General features: G+C 67.2%; 14 protein-coding genes, 3 tRNA genes and 1 pseudogene. 4 read left to right on the forward strand and 14 right to left on the reverse strand.

The annotated features are described in order from the left end of the window. Positions 1-69: 69 nt before the first annotated feature. Positions 70-648 (reverse strand): RNA chaperone Hfq, encoded by a 579-nt coding sequence (gene hfq, locus QZM72_RS29010; RefSeq protein ID WP_089467328.1) that lies wholly within the window; start codon positions 646-648, stop codon positions 70-72. A gap of 295 nt (positions 649-943) precedes the next feature. Between hfq and QZM72_RS29015 the strand changes: the two genes are divergently transcribed. Next, a complete protein-coding gene (locus tag QZM72_RS29015; protein WP_301739785.1) occupies positions 944-1222 on the forward strand; it encodes a hypothetical protein in 279 nt (92 codons plus the stop codon). A 27-nt stretch (positions 1223-1249) separates the two neighbouring features. Here the strand turns inward: QZM72_RS29015 and QZM72_RS29020 are convergent, their stop codons facing one another. The 4 genes from QZM72_RS29020 to QZM72_RS29035 all read right to left on the reverse strand — a co-directional run bounded on the left by QZM72_RS29020 (position 1250) and on the right by QZM72_RS29035 (position 6368). Further along, on the reverse strand, positions 1250-2167 hold the full coding sequence (locus tag QZM72_RS29020; protein ID WP_301739786.1) for a DUF1571 domain-containing protein: 918 nt from the start codon (positions 2165-2167) through the stop codon (positions 1250-1252). 29 nt (positions 2168-2196) lie between these two features. Beyond that, positions 2197-3951 (reverse strand): AMP-binding protein, encoded by a 1755-nt coding sequence (locus tag QZM72_RS29025; RefSeq protein ID WP_301739787.1) that lies wholly within the window; start codon positions 3949-3951, stop codon positions 2197-2199. A gap of 159 nt (positions 3952-4110) precedes the next feature. Continuing rightward, the gene (locus QZM72_RS29030; protein ID WP_089467331.1) at positions 4111-4932 is read right to left on the reverse strand and encodes a TetR/AcrR family transcriptional regulator; all 822 of its coding nucleotides are present in this window, start codon (positions 4930-4932) and stop codon (positions 4111-4113) included. Between the two features lie 215 nt (positions 4933-5147). Then, the gene (locus QZM72_RS29035) at positions 5148-6368 is read right to left on the reverse strand and encodes an MFS transporter (protein ID WP_301739788.1); all 1221 of its coding nucleotides are present in this window, start codon (positions 6366-6368) and stop codon (positions 5148-5150) included. A gap of 279 nt (positions 6369-6647) precedes the next feature. Between QZM72_RS29035 and QZM72_RS29040 the strand changes: the two genes are divergently transcribed. The 3 genes from QZM72_RS29040 (at position 6648) to QZM72_RS29050 (ending at position 9706) form a co-directional block, all read left to right on the forward strand. After that, complete coding sequence (locus tag QZM72_RS29040; protein WP_089467940.1) at positions 6648-7190, forward strand: GNAT family N-acetyltransferase; 543 nt, start codon at positions 6648-6650, stop codon at positions 7188-7190. Between the two features lie 125 nt (positions 7191-7315). Further along, positions 7316-7942 (forward strand): ParB-like protein, encoded by a 627-nt coding sequence (locus QZM72_RS29045; protein WP_301739789.1) that lies wholly within the window; start codon positions 7316-7318, stop codon positions 7940-7942. 24 nt (positions 7943-7966) lie between these two features. Further along, positions 7967-9706 carry a SulP family inorganic anion transporter gene (locus tag QZM72_RS29050; RefSeq protein WP_301739790.1) on the forward strand — a complete coding sequence of 580 codons (1740 nt, stop codon included), beginning with the start codon at positions 7967-7969 and terminating at the stop codon, positions 9704-9706. A gap of 22 nt (positions 9707-9728) precedes the next feature. Here QZM72_RS29050 and QZM72_RS29055 read toward each other — a convergent pair whose 3' ends face one another. The 9 genes and pseudogenes from QZM72_RS29055 to QZM72_RS29095 form a co-directional block, all read right to left on the reverse strand. Further along, positions 9729-10667, reverse strand: a complete 939-nt coding sequence (locus QZM72_RS29055) for a carbohydrate kinase (protein ID WP_301739791.1) — start codon at positions 10665-10667, stop codon at positions 9729-9731. Between the two features lie 142 nt (positions 10668-10809). Then, complete coding sequence (locus tag QZM72_RS29060) at positions 10810-11754, reverse strand: ABC transporter substrate-binding protein (protein WP_089467335.1); 945 nt, start codon at positions 11752-11754, stop codon at positions 10810-10812. A gap of 86 nt (positions 11755-11840) precedes the next feature. Further along, positions 11841-12878: a ribose ABC transporter permease gene (locus tag QZM72_RS29065; protein ID WP_011545296.1), complete on the reverse strand. Its 1038-nt coding sequence runs from the start codon at positions 12876-12878 to the stop codon at positions 11841-11843. Positions 12879-12921: 43 nt separating this feature from the next. After that, the gene (locus QZM72_RS29070; protein ID WP_301739792.1) at positions 12922-14475 is read right to left on the reverse strand and encodes a sugar ABC transporter ATP-binding protein; all 1554 of its coding nucleotides are present in this window, start codon (positions 14473-14475) and stop codon (positions 12922-12924) included. Beyond that, on the reverse strand, positions 14462-15709 hold the full coding sequence (locus tag QZM72_RS29075; protein WP_301739793.1) for an ROK family protein: 1248 nt from the start codon (positions 15707-15709) through the stop codon (positions 14462-14464). Before QZM72_RS29075 ends, QZM72_RS29070 begins: the two co-directional genes overlap by 14 nt. A gap of 479 nt (positions 15710-16188) precedes the next feature. After that, positions 16189-16275 (reverse strand) — tRNA-Leu (locus QZM72_RS29080). A gap of 230 nt (positions 16276-16505) precedes the next feature. Next, positions 16506-16592: transfer RNA gene (locus QZM72_RS29085), tRNA-Leu, on the reverse strand. Between the two features lie 124 nt (positions 16593-16716). Further along, a pseudogene (locus QZM72_RS29090) lies at positions 16717-17702 on the reverse strand (aliphatic sulfonate ABC transporter substrate-binding protein). 184 nt (positions 17703-17886) lie between these two features. Then, positions 17887-17973: transfer RNA gene (locus QZM72_RS29095), tRNA-Leu, on the reverse strand. Positions 17974-18025 lie beyond the last annotated feature (52 nt).

Raw genomic sequence — 18025 nt, forward strand, 5'->3', positions numbered from 1 at the left:
CAACGCGGCGACGTGCCGCGCCGGCCGCACCAGTGAAAAGGGCAAGCCGGTTGGCTTGCCCTTTTTGTTTTACTGGCCGTCCGGCACGATTCGCCGGCGGCGCGTCACGATCACCGGCCCGTTGCCGCTGCGGGAATCCGACGGCGCGGTGTTGCCGGAGGCGTCGCCGGTGTCGCGCGGCGCGCCGTAGCTTTCGCGCGGTTCACGCGGCTCGCGCGGTGCGCCGTAGCCTTCGCGCGGCTCACGCGAGCCGTAACCCTCGCGGGGTTCGCGCGAACCGTAGCTTTCACGCGGCTCGCGCGAGCCGTAGCCGCCGTCGCCGCGCGATTCGCGCGGGCCGCCGTGCGAGCCGTACGGGCTGTGACCGCCGCCTTCACGGCCGCCGGGGCGACCACCGGTGCGCGGGCCGCGGGGGCCGCCGCCGCCCGGGCGCGAGCCGCCCGTGTCGAGCTGGATCGTGGAAATCGCGCGCTTGTAGATGCCTTGCAGACCCACGGGGGTGCGCAGCATCACCAGATACTGGTCGAACGACTCGATACACCCCGTCAGACGAATGCCGTTGACGAGATAGATTTCAACACGCTTACGTTCCTTGCGCGCCGAATTGATGAAGTCGTTTTGCGGATGGGATTCTGCGGGATTGGCCATTGAGGTGCGGCAGGAGCCTGCGTCAGAGAATATGTTGTGCGTGTGTGTGGCGTGTTCGTCCACAAGGCGTTTGGCGGAATTCTACCCTGTTCGATAGGGGAGCGCGCAGTCGCGATTGTGTCGAACCGTAACCCACTATAGACGTTCCGGCGCATTTTCGCGATTAGGCCGAACGGCCGAAGCCGTTTCGTCACGCTGCGTTACGGCTCTCGCAACCCCGTATCACCTTGGTGCGCGCGCCGCGCTTACATTGGTCGCGCGAGCCGGGCGGGCCGGCTTATCAGGGATGCGGAGCATGAACAAGAGGCAAGTGGCAGCGGTGATCGGGAGCATGGCGTGGCTCGTTTCCGGTAGTGCAATGGCGGGGCATGTCGACCTGTCGGTCGGCATCGGCGTACCGGTCGCTCCGGTCTATGTCGAGCCGGCGCCGGTCTATGTGGCGCCGCCGCCCGCCGCCGTCGCCTATCCGGGCTACGGGTATGGCTATGACGGCGATGACGACGACGATTGCTACCGCAAGTGGCGCAAGCACCATGACAACTGGCATCGGCACCACGACGACGATGACGATTGAGCCCGTGGCGCCCGCCGCCGACGCACGTCAGAACGCGTAGTCGGGGTTTTTCGGGTCGAATGAGGTGTCGTCGAGGGGCGTCGGCGCGATTTTCTCGATGACGATCCGCTCGAAGATCCTGCCGTCGTTGTCATAGGATTCGACGGTCCGGAAATAGGGAGCATGCAGGTCGAGCCCCAGCACTTCCTTTTTCGCATAGAACTGCGGCCGGCCGGTCGGCGTTTCATAGGTGAGCGCGACGACGCGCACGCCGTCGATCGTTTTGGCCTCCACATCGGTCGGCCGTTGCACGCCGGCTTCCACGTATTTCTTCCCTTCGGCCAGGTACAGGTTGGCGATGAACTCGGTGCCGAGATCCTTCACCTGATGATTCGACTGGGCGCGCGCCAGCGCGCCGTCGATCGCCGTCCACAGCGGGATCTTGCCGAGCAGGCCGCCGAGGTGGCCGTACATCTCGTCCTTGCGCTGCGTCGTGTCGTAGATGATTTCCTGTCCGGCGTGCGCGCCGCCCGGCAGCCATTTCGCATACACGCGCAGCGGCTCGCGGGTCGTCTTCACGAGCATGCGGTCGGGCGTGTCGGGCCATTTTCCGTTGATGCGCTCCTGGCGCACCATCGTGAACTGGTAGGACGGATAGCCGTTCGGGCCGTTACGGATGTAGAGCGGCACGGCGAGCGGATCGAGCGCCTTGAAGAGTGCGGTGAGCGTCGCGTCGTCGAGTTGCGCGAGCGTGCCGCGCTGGGCCGCCGTGCGCAGCCAGCGCGCCTGTTGCGCAACCGGCTCGTGCGTGATCTTCGCGAGGTCCGCGGGCAGTGCGACCGCCTGCGCCGCGCTCGCGGCGCCGGTGGTTTCCTGTGCGTGCAGCCCGGCTTGCGCGAGCGACAGCGCGCACGCGACGGCCGCCACGGCGGCACGCCGCGCGCGGCGTTTCATTCCTTCGTTCATCGACAGCGTCTCCCGGAGCGATGGATCGTTCAGCCTTGCTTCGCGGCCTTGAATTTGGCGAGTTCCTCGTCGCGCAATGCGCGGCGCAGGATCTTGCCGACGTTCGTCTGCGGCAGCGCGTCGCGGAACTCGACGAATTTCGGCATCTTGTAGCCGGTCAGGTTCTTGCGGCAGTGCGCGAGCACGTCCTCGGCCGTCAGCGACGGATCGCGCCGCACGACGAACACCTTGATCCGTTCGCCCTGGACCTCGTCCGGAATGCCGATCGCCGCGGCTTCGCTGATGCCGGGATGCATCACGAGCACTTCCTCGATCTCGTTCGGATAGACGTTGAAGCCCGACACGAGGATCATGTCCTTCTTGCGGTCGATCAGGCGGATGAAGCCGCGCTCGTCCATCACGCCGATGTCGCCGGTGGCGAGCCAGCCGTCGGCGTCGATCACCTTCGCCGTCTCGTCGGGTCGCTGCCAGTAGCCGCGCATCACCTGCGGGCCATGCACGCACAGCTCCCCCGGCTCGCCGATCGCGGCCCAGGTGCCGTCCTCGCGGCGAAAGCGCACGACGGTCGACGGCGCGGGCAGCCCGATCGAACCGCTGAACGCGGCCATGTGGTTCAGGTCCACGGGATTCATCGTGACGATCGGCGAACACTCGGTGAGGCCGTAGCCTTCGACCACCGGCCGGCCCGTCACCTGCTGGAAGCGTTCGGCGACCGCGCGCTGCATCGCCATCCCGCCCGCCATCGCGAGCTTGAGCTTCGAGAAGTCGCGCTGGCGGAATTCCTCGTTGTCGAGGAACGCGTTGTACAGCGTGTTGATGCCGGTGATCCCCGTGAACGTCTCGTGGCGGATGATCTTCATCACCATCTTCATGTCGCGCGGGTTCGCGATCAGGATGTTGCGCCCGCCGAGCCCCATGAAGATGAACGCGTTCACCGTCAGCGAATAGATGTGATAGAGCGGCAGCGGCGTGAGCACGGTTTCGACGTCGCCCGACACCTGGTCGGCGATCCAGGCCTTCGCCTGCAGCAGGTTCGCGATCAGGTTGCCGTGCGTGAGCATCGCGCCTTTCGCGACGCCGGTCGTGCCGCCCGTGTACTGCAGGAACGCGAGATCGTCGCGCGTGGTCTGCACCGGCTGCGGCTTGCCGCGCGCGCCGAGCGCAAGGGCGGAGCGCAGCCGGATCGCCTGCGGCAGGCGGTAGTCCGGCACGAGCTTCTTCACGTGCTTCAGCACGAAATTGATCAGGCGTCCTTTCGCGTTGAAGCCGTCGGCGAGCAGGTCGCCGAGCGCCGTGACGACGATGTGCTTCACCTGCGTTTCCGGCAGCGCGTCCTGCAGCGTGCGCGCGAAGTTCTCGAACACGACGATCGTCTGCGCGCCGCTGTCCTTCAACTGATGCGCGAGTTCGCGCGCGGTGTAGAGCGGATTCACGTTGACGACGATCGCGCCGGCCTTCAGCGTGCCGAACAGCGCGACCGGATACTGGAACGTGTTCGGCAGCATGATCGCGACGCGGTCGCCGGGTTTCACGCCAACGCTTTGCAGATACGACGCGAATGCGTCGACCTTCTGCGCGAGCGTGCGGTAGGTCATCGACGCGCCGGCGCTCACGTAGGCGACGCGGTCGGCGAAGCGGGTCGTGCATTCGTCGAAGAACTGCACGAGCGACGCGTATTGCGTGACGTCGATCTCGTGCGGAACGCCGGGCGGGTACGACGCGTACCAGACGGCGTCGGTGTTCGGCGGAATCTGGGCCGAGGTGGTTGCTGCGGAAGATGACATGACGTGTCTCCGGTCTTGGCTTTCGGTGCGGGCCCGCGCGTCAGCGCCGGCCCATGCCCCGTGCTTCGCGGCTGGTCGACGCGGGCGTCTCGAGACGCCGCGCCCGACCGCGCGTATCAATCAAATCATGAACAGGAAGCCGCGCGTGGCCTCGCGCGCTCAGTTCGTGGAATGCAGCGTGGCCGCCTCGGCGGCTGGCGTGCCCGACTGCGGCAGCCCGAACGCTTCGCTCGCGCCCGCGTCGTCGAGCACCGCCGCGAAGATCGACAGTTGCGCGCTGTCGGGCATCGGCGCCTTCAACGCGGCGACGATCAGCGACGACAGCCGCGCGATCATCTGCACGTCGTTCATCGTGCGGCCTTGCGAGAACTCGTCGATCAGGCTTTCCGTCTCGGCGCCCGCGAGCGCGCCCGACAGCGCGCCGATCGCGAAGTGCAGCCGCCAGCCGAGCTCGGTGCGCGGCAGGTGCGGCAGCGCGCGCTGGAACGCGTCGAAGAAGCGGCCCGCGACGCTCGCGTAATGCGCGGTCAGGAAGTTGCGCACGAACGGCGAAGGATCTGTGTACGCACGACCGATCAGCCGCAGGAATCCGGGGCCGCCGCGTTCGGGATTGCGCGATGCCTTCAGCGCCGGAATGAACATCGCGCCGAGCACGTGCTCGCACGTGATGTGCGTGCCGAGTTGCGCATCGAAGCGGTCGAGGATGCCGAGGCGTTCCTGGTTCAGCTGGTCGAGCCGACGCGACAGCATCGCGTGGATCAGCGCTTCCTTGCTGCCGAAGTGGTAGTTGACCGCGGCGAGATTGACCGTCGCGCGCGACGTGATCTGCCGCATCGACATCGCTTCGAAGCCATGTTCGATGAACAGGTCCTCGGCCGCATCGAGAATGCGCGCCTTCGTCCCGCCGGTCTGCCGCGTGCCGGATGACCGTGCCCCAGACGGCCGTCCCGCGGATGGCCGCCCCTCCTGACTTACTGCCATGTTCCGCCTCCCATGCCGGTTTCCCGGCCGCGAACAGGTGATTTGATTATCTGATTCAAACAGTCGTTTTTATTAAGATAAAAAATCGCGGGCGGACCGGGCAAGCGCGGAATCTGGATCAATTCCTCTAGTTCGATGTGCAGGTGCGGAAAGCGCGGCACCCGCGCCCGGCCGGGCGGGGTGCGCGCGATGACGCGGTGCCGCAACGTGCGGGTTCACCCGGCGGTGGTACGCGTATTGACCGATTGCGTCATGTCGATGCCGCGCCGTTCGCGGCTGAACAGGATCAGCACGGCGATCGCGACGGCGACGATGCCGGCCACGAGTGCGAGCGCGAAGCTGTAGTTGTTACCGTTCGACACGGCGAGCGACGCCTGTATCGTCGCGTTGCCCGACGCGAGCAGGTTGCCGAGCTGGTAGACGACACCAGGGAAGGTCGCGCGGATCTCGTCGGGCGAGATCTCGTTCAGGTGAACCGGTATCACGCCCCACGCGCCCTGTACCGAGATCTGCATCAGGAACGCGCCGGCGGCGAGTGCGACCGGGCCGCTCGAGAACGCCCACAGCGGCAGCACGGGCAGCGCGATCAGCGCGGCGATGAAGATCGCGCGGCGCCGGCCGATCCGCTCCGAGATCGAACCGAACGACAGGCCGCCGACGATCGCGCCGACGTTCAGCACGATCGTGATCCACGACACGGTATGCGGGTCGAAGTGATGCTGTTCGCGCAGGAAGGTCGGATAGAGATCCTGCGTGCCGTGCGAGAAGAAGTTGAACGCGGTCATCAGCACGATCGCGTAGATCGTGAGCTTCCAGTTCTGCTTCAGCGTGGCGCCGAGGCTCGGGCGCGCTCGCTTCTCCATCTGTTTCCAGGCCGGCGATTCGGGCACGTGCGCACGCACGTACAGCACGAGCAGCGCCGGCAGCACGCCGACCATGAACATCCCGCGCCAGCCGATGGTCTGGTAGAACAGGCCGAACACGACCGACGCGAGCAGATAGCCGCTCGGGTAGCCGGCCTGCAGCAGCCCGGACACGAAGCCGCGCGCGTGGGTCGGCACGGTCTCCATCGTCAGCGCGGAGCCGACGCCCCATTCGCCGCCCATCGCGATGCCGAACAGCGCGCGCAGCACGAGCAGCGCGGTCAGGCTCGGCGCGAAACCCGACGCAAGCTCGAGCAGCGAATAGCACGCGATGTTGATCATCAGCGTGGGGCGGCGACCGAAGCGGTCGGCGAGCCGGCCGAAAATCAGCGCGCCGAGCGGGCGCATCGCGAGCGTCAGCGTGAGCGCGAACGCGACGGCGGGGATCGTCGACGCGAATTCCGCGGCGATGTCCTTCAGCACGAAAACCATCAGGAAAAAATCGAATGCATCGAGCGTCCAGCCCAGGTAGGCGGCGATCGTGACGTTGCGTTGCTCGCGGGTCCAGCTCATGTGCGGGTCTCCTCGTTGGCTTGCGCGCTCGCGATGTGCATGCGGATGCCGGCCCGGCGCGCGCGCGGCGCGGGGCACTGATCGAGTGTAGGCTTGCGCGCCGTGCGATGTGGGGCGCGATAACCGCGAATCGGGAATAATCCCTATGAAATGCACTGTTTCGGAAACGGAAACGGAGCCGCGCGAGGTGCGCGACAGGTCTCTGTATCATTCCGGAAGGCTTTTTGTATCAGTTCTGTAATGCGCTCGCTGTGCGTCGTCACCGAATCAGGAGTCCCGATGACCGACCGTTCCGCCGACACGTTGCCCGTGCTCGAAACCGCACGGCTGTGGCTGCGTCCGCGCGTGCTGGCCGATCTCGATGCATGCATCGAGATGGATCGCGATCCCGAGGTCACGCGCCACATCGCGGGCCCGTGGCACGACCCCGACGAGCATCGCCGCTTCGTCACGCACCGGATCACGCGCGACTATCCGCCGGGCCTCGGCTACTGGTCGATCTTCGAGAAGGCCGCGCCCGAGGTGTTCATCGGCTGGATCCTGCTGATTCCCGACTACAAGGACGGGTCGCGCGACGTCGAGATCGGCTGGCGGCTCGTGCGTGCGACGTGGGGGCGCGGCATCGCGAGCGAGGCCGCGGCGGCCGTCGTGCGGCACGCGTTCGACACCGTGCGCCTGCCGCGCGTGATCGCCGACATCGCGGAGGCCAACAGCGGCTCGCTGAACGTGGCGCGCAAGCTCGGGATGCGGCGGGTGAGCATCGTGCACGACGGCATGCCATACATTCGGCATCGTCTCGAACGCGACGATCTGCGCGCGTAGCGCGGCGTCGTGCACGCGGCAGATGTCGGAGATCGTCGACCGAGCGCGCATCGCGATCACGACGGATTAACGGCGCGCGCGTTCAGGAGTATCGTTGCCGGAATTTCGCTACATGGGGTACGACCATGGCACTCGGCAACGACGTTCATCTCATTCCCGTCAGGCTCGACGCGCTGCGTCCGACCCAGATGACGGTCGGCTATCGCGAGGTCAAAGCGAAGCGCAAGCACTGGAAGGCGCTGAACAAGCGCGCCCGCAGGGCCGCGATCGAATCGCACTGGTTCCCGGCCGTCCTCGGCCCGGACGGGTTGCACTACATCACCGATCACCACCATCTCGGCCTCGCGCTGATCGAGGAGGGCGAGTCGCAGGTGAACGCGATGCTGCTGAAGGATCTGTCGTGGCTCGACGACACGATTTTCTGGCGGATGATGGAACACAACCAGTGGGTGCATCCGTTCGGCCCTGACGGCTCGCGGCGCGACTATGCGCATTTGCCGAAGGTGCTGACGGGCCTCGAGGACGATCCGTACCGCAGCCTCGCCGGCGAGTTGCGCACGGCGGGCGGCTACGCGAAGGACGCGACGCCGTTCAGCGAATTCCTGTGGGCCGACTATCTGCGCCAGCACGTGTCGCTCGATCAGATCCGCAAGAATTTCGCGAAGGCGCTCGATGTCGCGCTGCATCGCGCGCACGACCAGGATGCGCGCTATCTGCCCGGCTGGTCGGGCGTGATTGCCGTCAAACCCTGACCGGCGCATGGCGCGCACCGCCTCATGACGATCGCTCCGATCCGCCCCGACACCGGCCCGCAGCATCCGGACCATTTCGCGACGATCGACGCGCCGGCCGTGCCGCGCACGCGGCGCGTCGGCCTCGATGCGCTGGCCGGTCTGTCGATCGCCGGCCTGCTGATTCCGGAGGCGGTCGCGTATGCGGGGCTCGCCAACCTGCCGCCGCAGGCCGGCCTGATCGCACTGCTGTCGGGGCTGGTCGTCTATGCGCTGACGGGCAGCAGCCGCTTCGCGATCGTGTCGTCGACGTCGTCGTCGGCCGCGGTGCTCGCGGCGACCGTGCTCGCCGAATCGGGGATGGCGCTGGCCGCGCAGCTCGCGCTGGCGGCGGCGCTCGTCGCGATGACGGGCGTGCTGTTCATCCTGGCTGGCGTCGCGCGGCTCGGCGGCATGTCGGATTTCGTCGCGCGGCCGGTGCTGCGCGGCTTCACGTTCGGGCTTGCGCTGACGATCGTCATCAAGCAGCTGCCGAAGATTCTCGCGATCTCCGTGCAGCACAGCGATGCGCCGCACGTCGTGCTCGACCTGTTCGCCGGCGCGCCGCACGCGAATCTCGCGAGCGTCGTGCTCGGCGCGACGGCACTCGCGCTGCTGTTCGTGCTCGGCCGCAGCTCGCGCGTGCCGGCGACGCTCGTCGTGATCGTGCTGTCGATCGCGGCGGGTTACGCGATCGACTGGCAGCGGTACGGAATCGCGATCGTCGGCCATATCGACTTCCGGCACGTCGAATTCGGCCTGCCGCATCTCGACCGGAATGCGTGGATGCAGACGGTCGAACTCGCCTTCGCGCTGATGCTGATCCTCTATGCGGAATCGTACGGATCGATCCGCAATTTCGCGCTGAAGCACGGCGATACCGTGTCGCCGAACCGCGACCTCGTAGCGCTCGGCTGCGCGAACCTCGTGTCGGGCCTGTTGCACGGGATGCCGGTCGGCGCCGGTTATTCGGCGACGTCCGCGAACGAGGCGGCCGGCGCACAGTCGCGCGTGGCCGGCCTGTGGGCGGCCGGCGTGGTCGCGCTGATCGTCTGGCTGCTGCTGCCGCAACTTGCGCGCACGCCCGAGCCGGTGCTCGCGGCGATCGTGATCTTCGCGGTCAGCCATTCGCTGCATCCGTCCGTGTTCCGGCCGTACTGGGCCTGGCATCGCGACCGGCTCGTCGTGATCGCGGCGCTGCTCGCGGTGCTCGTGCTCGGCGTGCTGCACGGGCTGCTCGCGGCCATCGGCGTGAGCCTGCTGCTGACGCTGCGCAAGTTGTCGGAGCCGAACGTCAGCGTGCTCGGCCGGTTGCGCGACAGCCACGATTTCGTCGACGTCGCGAGCCATGCCGATGCGAAGCCGGTGCCGGGCGTGCTGATCGTGCGGCCCGAGGCGCAGTTGTTCTTCGCGAACGCGGACCCGATGCTCAATCGCGTGCGGGCGCTGATGAAGGCCGCGCCGGACACGCATACCGTGATGCTGAGCCTCGAGGAAACGCCCGATGTCGACGGCACGACGATCGAATCGTTGCGCACGTTCGCGGCCGAATGCGCGGCGCGCGGGCTGCGGCTCGCGCTGGTCCGGCTCAAGGTGCACGCGCTGCATGCACTGCGCCGCGCGGCGGACGGTACGCTGCACGACGACGCGATGTCGGAACTGAGCGTCGATGAAAGCCTGCAACTGCTGCAGGCCGGCAGGCCGCCGAACGGCAGGGACGGCAGCGGCGGCACGAACGCCGCGTGACGGCGCGGCGCGTCGGCGCCGTCTATTGCGAAAGCGCGGCGCTGGCGGCGGTACGCTCGATCATGTCGGTCACTTCCGCGGCCGTCGGCGCATAGGCGCCTGCGTGTTCACAGGCGACGGCCGCGCACGCGGCCGCGTAGCGCAGATGCTCGGCGTCCGTCGCGTCGGGCCGCGCAAGCTGGCTCGCGAGCCAGCCGCCGATGCTCGCATCGCCGCAGCCGACCGTATCGGCCACCTCGGTCGGGAACGCGGGTTGGAACAGCACGGTATCGCGATGCAGCAACTGCATGCCGGCTGCGCCGCGCGTGACGAGCATCGTCGCGTCGGGCGCCCATGCACGCAGTTGCGCGAGCGCGGCCGCTTCGTCGAGTTCGGGAAACAGCCCGCGCAGATCTTCGTCGGATACCTTGATCCAGTCGGCAAGCGCGGTCAGCCGGCGCAGCGTGTCGCGATACGACGGCGCGGCCATCGGCGCGCGGAAGTTCGGATCGAACGAGATCCGCTTGCCGGCGGCGCGCGCGGCCTGCGCGAGCGCGATCAGGCGCGACGCGAGCGGCTCGCGCACGACGCCGAGCGAGCCGACGTGCACGATGTCGGCCGCATCGAACGCGCCTGCCGGCAAGTCGGCCGGATCGAACGCGAGATCGGCGCTGTTTTCGCCGATGAAGAAATAGTCGGGCGGCTGCTTCGACACGACCATCGCGAGCAGCGGCGCGCGGTCGACCTGCCGGATGAAGCGCATGTCGAGCCCTGCATCGGCGCTCTTGCGCATCAGCTCGTCGCCGAAGGTGTCGCGGCTGACCGTGCCGGCGAAGGCCGTCGGCACGCCGAGTCGCGCGCCGACGCGCGCGACGTTCCAGCACGAGCCGCCGGCGACGCTGTGCCAGTGCTGCGCGTCGTCGCGAATGAAATCGGTCAGCGCTTCGCCGAAAACGATCAGGCGGGGAAACGTCGTCGTCATGTTGATACCTTGTGCCGCGGCGTCGCGCGCGGCCGTGCGGCGGTTGATCTGAATCTGAACAGGCGGGCAGTGCGGGCCGTCGCGCGCGGCGACGCGGCCCGGCACCGCCCGGCCTCGCGGGCGGGCGGCGCGATCGCCGCGATCAGCGCGGCGAACTCCAGCCCTTGTAGGTCTTCACGTTGTCGCGCGTGACGAGCGTCGGCTCGATCAGGATCATCGGATTGGCCGGCTTCTGGCCGTTCATGATCCCGTAGCCGACGTTGACGGCCTGCTGCGCCATCGCCCACGGATCCTGGCTCGACGACGCCTGCACGAGCGTGTTCGACTTGAGCGCGACCTCGATGTCCGGCGCGCCGTCGACCGACGTGATCACGATGTTCGGGCGGTTCAGCTGTTTCGCCGCGAGATCGCTGCCGATCGCCTGCGGGTCGTTGATCGTGAACACGCCGTCGAGCTTCGGAAAGCGCGTCAGGTAGCCCTGCATCGCGTTCATCCCGCCTTCGCGCGAGCCCTTGCCGTCCTGGTCGCTCGACAGCAGCTTGATGCCCGGGTTCTTCGCGAGTACGGCCTTGCAGCCGTTCACGCGATCGATCACGGCCGACACCTGCGGCCCGTTCTCGATGATCACGTTGCCCTTGCCGTTCAGCTTCTTCGCGAGGTAGTCGCACGCGAGTTCGCCGGCCTTCACGTTGTTGGTCTGCACGGTCGCGTTCGCGCCGGCCGCGGCGACGTCCACCGCGACGACCGTGATGCCGGCCGCCTGCGCCTTCTTCACCGCCGGCTCGATCGCCTTGGGGTCGGTCGCGTTGAGCAGGATCATGTCGACGTGCGCGGAGATGAAGTTGTCGATCTGCGTGAATTGCTTGTTCAGGTCGTAGTCGGCCGATACGGCCGTGACCTTCGCATTCGGGTTGAGCTGCTTCGCGCGCGCTTCGGCGCCTTTCACGATCGTGACGAAGTACGGATTGCCGAGCGACCCGACCGTGACGCCGATCGATTTCAGCGGCTTGTCGGCTGCGTGGGCGGCGGCGGCGCCGAAGGCGAGTGCGCAGGCGACGGCGGTCAGGGCGGCGGTGTGCTTGAACATGTCGTTGTGTCTCCGAGAGGTCTGTTGGTGAACGCGCGCAGGAGGACCTGCCTGCGCGCCGATGGTTGAACGATGAGGGAAGGGAGTCAAGTACGGGCCGAGTCGCGCTGGCGATAGCGATCGAGCGCGACCGCGCCGATGATCACCAGCCCCTTGATGATGTACTGCCAGATGTCGGACACGCCGAGCAGCACGAGGCCGTTGGTCAGCACCGCGATGATCAGCGCGCCGATCAGCGTGCCGACGATCGAGCCGACGCCGCCGACGAAGCTCGTGCCGCCGAGGATCACCGCGGCGATTGCGTCGAGCTCGTACGACTGGCCGAGCTGCAGACCGTTGGCCGCATACAGGCGCGCGGCCGACATCACCGCGCCGAGCCCGGCGAGCAGGCCCGACGCCGCATACACGAACATCTGGATCGCCCGCACGTTGATGCCCGACAGGCGCGCGGCCTCCGGGTTGCCGCCGACCGAATAGATCCGCATCCCGAGCACCGTGCGGCGCAGGATGAACCACGAGATCGCGATCACCGCGCACGCGATCACGACGAGCCACGGCACGCCGAGGATCGAGCCGTTGCCGATGAACGCGAACGGCAGTTGCGGGTTGAACACGGTCGTGTCGTTGCCGATCAGGCGCGCGACGCCGCGCACGGCCGTCATCGCGCCGAGCGTGACGATGAACGGCGGCAGGCGCAGGAACGAGATCAGCCCGCCGTTGATCGCGCCGAACACGAGGCCGACGACGAGCGCGAACGGCACGCCGAGCCAGCCCCAGCCGGGAATGGTCGACGCGATCAGCGCCGCGACCGCCGCGGCGGCGAGCACCGAGCCGACCGACAGGTCGATGCCGCCGGTCAGGATCACGAAGGTCATGCCGGCGGCGAGCACGATGTTGATCGACGCCTGCTGCGTGACGATCGACAGGTTCTGCAGCGTGAAGAAGCCGTCGGTCAGGAAGCCGAAACCGACGCACAGGACCAGCAGCACCGGCAGCATGCCGGCCGTGCGGATCAGCGATTGCATGCGGGCGCGATGATCGGCGCCGCGCATTAGGGGCGTGCGGTTGGCGACCGGGTGGGCGGTCGCGGAAGCGAGGTTCCGCTGCTTGGTCGGGTTGATCATTTCGGTAGCCTGAATGTGAGAGTGAAATGAAAAGGGGCGGCGCTCAGTGCGCGTCGGCCAGTTCGGCCTGCGAGCCGGTGGCGAGCGCGATGATCGCTTCCTGCGTGATCGGCGTATGCGTATGTCCGCCGAGTTCGCCGGCGATCTCGCCTTCGCGCATTACGAGCACGCGGTCGGCGACGCCGATGATTTCCGGCAGTTCGCTCGAGATCACGATCACGCCCACGCCGGCACGGGCCAGTTCGTTGATGATCCGGTAGATCTCGGATTTCGCGCCGATGTCGACGCCGCGGGTCGGTTCGTCGAGGATCAGTACGCGCGGCTTCGTCTCGAGCAGGCGCGACAGCAGCACTTTCTGCTGGTTGCCGCCCGACAGCGCGCCGACGTTGACGTTCGCGTGCGGGACGCGGATCGACAGCGATGCGATGGCGTCGCGCGCGCGTTCGGCGCCGCGCGCGAGGTCGAGCGCACCGAGCCGCGCATCGCGGTTGCACACCGAGATGTTGATGTTGTCGCGCACGCTCATGTCGAGGAACAGGCCCTGGCGCTTGCGGTCCTCGGTCAGGTAGACGAGCCCCGCGTCGATCGCGTCGCGCGGCGAGTGCGCGCCGAACGTACGCTCGCCCAGCTTCACGTCGCCGCGCGCGCGCGGCTCGGCCCCGAAGATCAGCCGCGCGAGCTCGGTGCGGCCCGCGCCGACGAGCCCCGCGATGCCGAGCACCTCGCCGGCGTGCAGGTCGAGGCTGCAGCCACGCACGCGCGCGTCGTCGGCGATGTCGCGGACCGACAGCAGCAGGTGGCCGGGGTCGTACGGCGCGTGCTCCTTCTTGTAGAAGCCGGAGATGTCGCGGCCGACCATCATCGCGACGAGCCGCTCGGCCGACAGCGCTTCGCGCTCCAGCGTGCCGACGTAGGTGCCGTCGCGCAGCACCGACACGCGATCGGACAGTTCGTAGATCTCCGCCATCCGATGGCTGATGTAGATGATCGCGAGACCTTCCTCGCGCAACTGACGGATCAGGCTGAACAGATGCTCGGTTTCGCGCGACGACAGCGGCGTGGTCGGTTCGTCCATCACGAGGATGCGGGCGCGGGTGTGCACGGCGCGTGCGATTTCGACGAGCTGCTGCTCGGCGATCGACAGTGTGTCGACGAGCGTGTCGGGGCCGAACGGGGCGCCCAGGCGCGCGAGCACGTCCTGGCAGCCGCGCGCCATCGCCGCGCGATCGATCGTGCCCCAGCGCCGGTTGCCGCGGCGCAGTTCGCGGCCGATGTAGATGTTTTCCGCGACGGTCAGGTTCGGCGACAGGCACAGCTCCTGGTAGATCACCGCGACGCCGGCATCGCGCGCGGCGAGCGGGCCGTCGATGTCGATGCGTTGGCCGTCGATCAGGATCTCGCCGCCGGCGTCGGCGCGGTAGGCGCCCGACAGGATCTTCATCAGCGTCGATTTGCCCGCGCCGTTCTCGCCCATCAGCGAATGGATCTCGCCGGGGTAGACGGTGAGGCTGACGTTGTCGAGCGCGCGCACGGCCGGGAACGTCTTGCTGATTCCGCGCATCTCGAGCAGCGGGCGGGGCGACTCAGAACGCGACATGGTGGACCTCCTGCAAATCGGTGCGGGCGCCCTTGAGGATGCCGGCCCGCGGAGAGAAGTTGAAAAACATCGGCAGCGTGGCGGCGCCGATCGCGCCGGCGTCGGCGCCGAACGTGCCGCGCACGAGTACCGGCGTGCCGCGCGCCTCGGGCGCGGTGGCCACCAGCGCCGCGCGCAGGCGGGTCGTGACCGCGTCGAGCAGGCCCGCGTCGGTGTCGGCGTCGAGCACGACCACCGGCGCGTCGATCACGCACAGCACCGCGCGCAACGCCGGCGCGAGCGCGTCGACGCAGTCGTCGATCCATTCGTCGACGGCCGGCAGGCCGCGGGCGATGCAGGCTTCGAGATCGGCGCGATTCTCGACCGTCTCGCCGTGATGGCGCAGGTGGCGCACGAGCGCATGCAGCGATGCGCGCGCGAGCAGGATGTCCCACTGGCCGCGCGGCGGCGGCGCGGACGCCAGCCGGCTCGGCGGCACCGGGATCACCGCGATGTCGCCGGCATTGCCGGTCACGCCGCGCAGGCAGTCGCCGTCGATCGCGATTCCGCCGCCGATCGCCGGCCCGATGAACAGGTAGACGAAGTCGTCGCACTGCCGGCCGTACCCGTAGAACAGTTCGGCGATCGCGGCCGCGTTGCCGTCGTTTTCGCCGAATACGGGCAGCGACAGCGTGCGGCCGAGATCGGCCGCGAAATCGACGTCTTCCCACGCGCGGAACGTGTCGGGCGCGAGGCCGAGCTCGCGCATCCACGCACCGAGGTTGTACGGCTGCGCGACGCCGACGCCGGTCAGGCGCGCGCGTTCATGGTCGGGGAGCAGGGCCTGCATCGCGTCGATGTCGTGACGCACGATCTCGAGCACGTCGGCCGGTGCGGGGAGCAGCGTGTCGTGCGAGCGGCGGCCGAGCACGTCGCCCGCGAAGTTGACGAGCGCCGTCTCGATGCGCATCCGGTCGAGATGGACGCCGATGCCGAACGCGCCGCGCGGATCGAGGCGGATCAGCGACGCGGGCTGGCCGCGCTGGCCTTCGGTGCGGCCAGCGAATTCGATCAGCTTCGCGTCGGCGAGGGACGCGATGATGCTGCCGACCGCCGTCCCCGTCATGCTCGCGAGACGGGCGAGATCGGCCTTCGACGCGCTGCCGGCGCGGCGCAGCGTCTTCAGCAGCAGGCGCTCGTTGTAACGGCGCACGTTGGCCGAATTGCTTCCCTGGCCGGAGTGCGGGCTTCTCATGGCGTCTCCTTCCATGTCGCACCGCTCGGCGGCGCATTAAATAAATCACGTTGATTTATTTAACCGCGTGAGCGGCGGCCTGTCAGCCTAGGGAAATCCCGGTTTTTTGTTCTGCGACGGACGTTTCATGCCGCAGCGAAGTGAAGGGGCGCGATGCGGTCGTTAAGCGGATCGGCGGTGTGCGGCGGCTGAAGTGGGGCGGTACGGGTGTGGCAGGACGATATGCGTTGCGTCCGCGATGCGGAAATTCCGTCAACGCACCCGATTTTGCGAGGGGGCTGGAAATGAAAAAAGGCCGGCATAAAGCCGACCTTTTCAAAAACAGATGGTGCCCAGGAGAGGACTCGGTCACAAGCGCGACCCCGGCTGCGCTTGCAAGCGCAGCCTTTCGAGTCCTCGCGCAAAGCGCGCAGGCGCTTTGCTTCCTGGGCTCGAAATGAAAAAAGGTCGGCTTTCGCCGACCTTTTTTATAAATCGAGTGGTGCCCAGGAGAGGACTCGAACCTCCACGATGTTGCCACCGCTAGGACCTGAACCTAGTGCGTCTACCAATTCCGCCACCTGGGCACGTTTTGCAGTAGCTGCTTGCTGCAAAGAAGCGAAATTATAGCGTGTCTTTCGGGGCTGTCAACACTATTTGAGTGTCGCAAGCGAAAATAGTTGAGTGGGTCGGGCAGGGCGATCGATGTGCCGATCGGTTTGCGGCGACGCGAATCATCGATGTCGGTGCGTGTACCGTGCAGTCCGGGGCTGGAAATGAAAAAAGGCCGGCATAAAGCCGACCTTTTCAAAACAGATGGTGCCCAGGAGAGGACTCGAACCTCCACGGTGTTGCCACCGCTAGGACCTGAACCTAGTGCGTCTACCAATTCCGCCACCTGGGCACGTTTCGCTTCTTGCTGCGATGCGAAGACCGCTATTTTAGCGTGTCGGCAGAGTCTGTCAACACAATTTCATCCGGCGCGGTAAAAATAGGGCGCGCGTTGCGTAGCGGGCCGTAGCCGACCGTCACGCGCCGACCGGCTCCGCGCGCCTCGTCGTGAAATTCCAGCGCTGTGCCTGGCTGGTATCGACGCGGGCGGGCAGTAGCCCGGCCGCAAGGAACGTGTCCGTGATCTTCTGCTGTTGGCCAAAGTTCCGCGCGACCACCGCACGCACGAGATAGCTGCTTCGCGCGTTCGCGCGCTCGATGGTCTTCGCGTCGAGTCCCCAGATTGGCGCGAGGGTGGCGGCGGCCTCCTGCTGATGCTCGTGCAGCCATGTGCCCGCCTGCGACAACTGATCGAATACGATCTGGACGACGTCGGATCGCGCGGCGGCGAAGCTGCTCGATGCGAGGTGCTAGTGCCGGTACGACGCGAGTCCGGTGCCGTCGGCCAGAATCCGTACGTCGGGATTCCGGTCGACCGACGCGACATAGGGATCCCACGTGATCCATGCGTCCGCACTGCCGCGTTCGAATGCGGCGCGGCCGTCGGGTGTCAGGTAATGAAGCGCCACGTCGGCGGGCGCGAGCTTCGCGCGGGCGAGCGCCGCAGGCAGCAGGTAGTGGCTGCCGGCCGCCTTCGTGACCGCGATGCGCCGGCCGTTGAGATCGGCGAGCGTGCGTAGCGCGCTGTCCTGCTTGACGACGATCGCCGCGCCTCCGGCGAAGGCGCCTCCTGCGCGACGTACACGAAACGCGCATGCGCGGCCTGCGCGAAGACAGGGACCGTATCGGCCACGTCCGCACTGAAGTCGATGGCGCCGACGTTGAGCGCTTCGGTCAGCGGCAATCCGCTCGCGAATTCATGCCATGACACGCGCAGGCCGGGCGGCGTCAGCGCCTGCGCGAGCGTGCCGCGCGTCTTGAGCAGCGTGATCGGCGTCGACGACTTCTGATACCCGATGCGCGGCGTGGCCGGTGCGTTCTCGGCGTGCGCGCGAACACCGGCGGCAGCGCGGCCCGCGGCCAGCATCGCGTGTGCGAATGCGCGGCGGTTCATCGACGTCATGGAGGGGCGCCTCGTTGGATGCGTCGAAAGCGAGGCGGCCAACGTAACAACGGGGAGGGCGATTGATAACCGATTCATTCTGCTATCGATCTAAGCGGCCGACATAAAGGCCGAAGACGGACACTCGCGATGCCAGCGCCGAAATGAAAAAAGGCCGGCATAAAGCCGACCTTTTCAAAACAGATGGTGCCCAGGAGAGGACTCGAACCTCCACGATGTTGCCACCGCTAGGACCTGAACCTAGTGCGTCTACCAATTCCGCCACCTGGGCACGTTTTGCAGTAGCTGCTTGCTGCAAAGAAGCGAAATTATAGCGCCCCAAT

The sequence above is a fragment of the Burkholderia sp. AU45388 genome, assembly GCF_030481585.1.
GTDB lineage: Bacteria > Pseudomonadota > Gammaproteobacteria > Burkholderiales > Burkholderiaceae > Burkholderia > Burkholderia sola.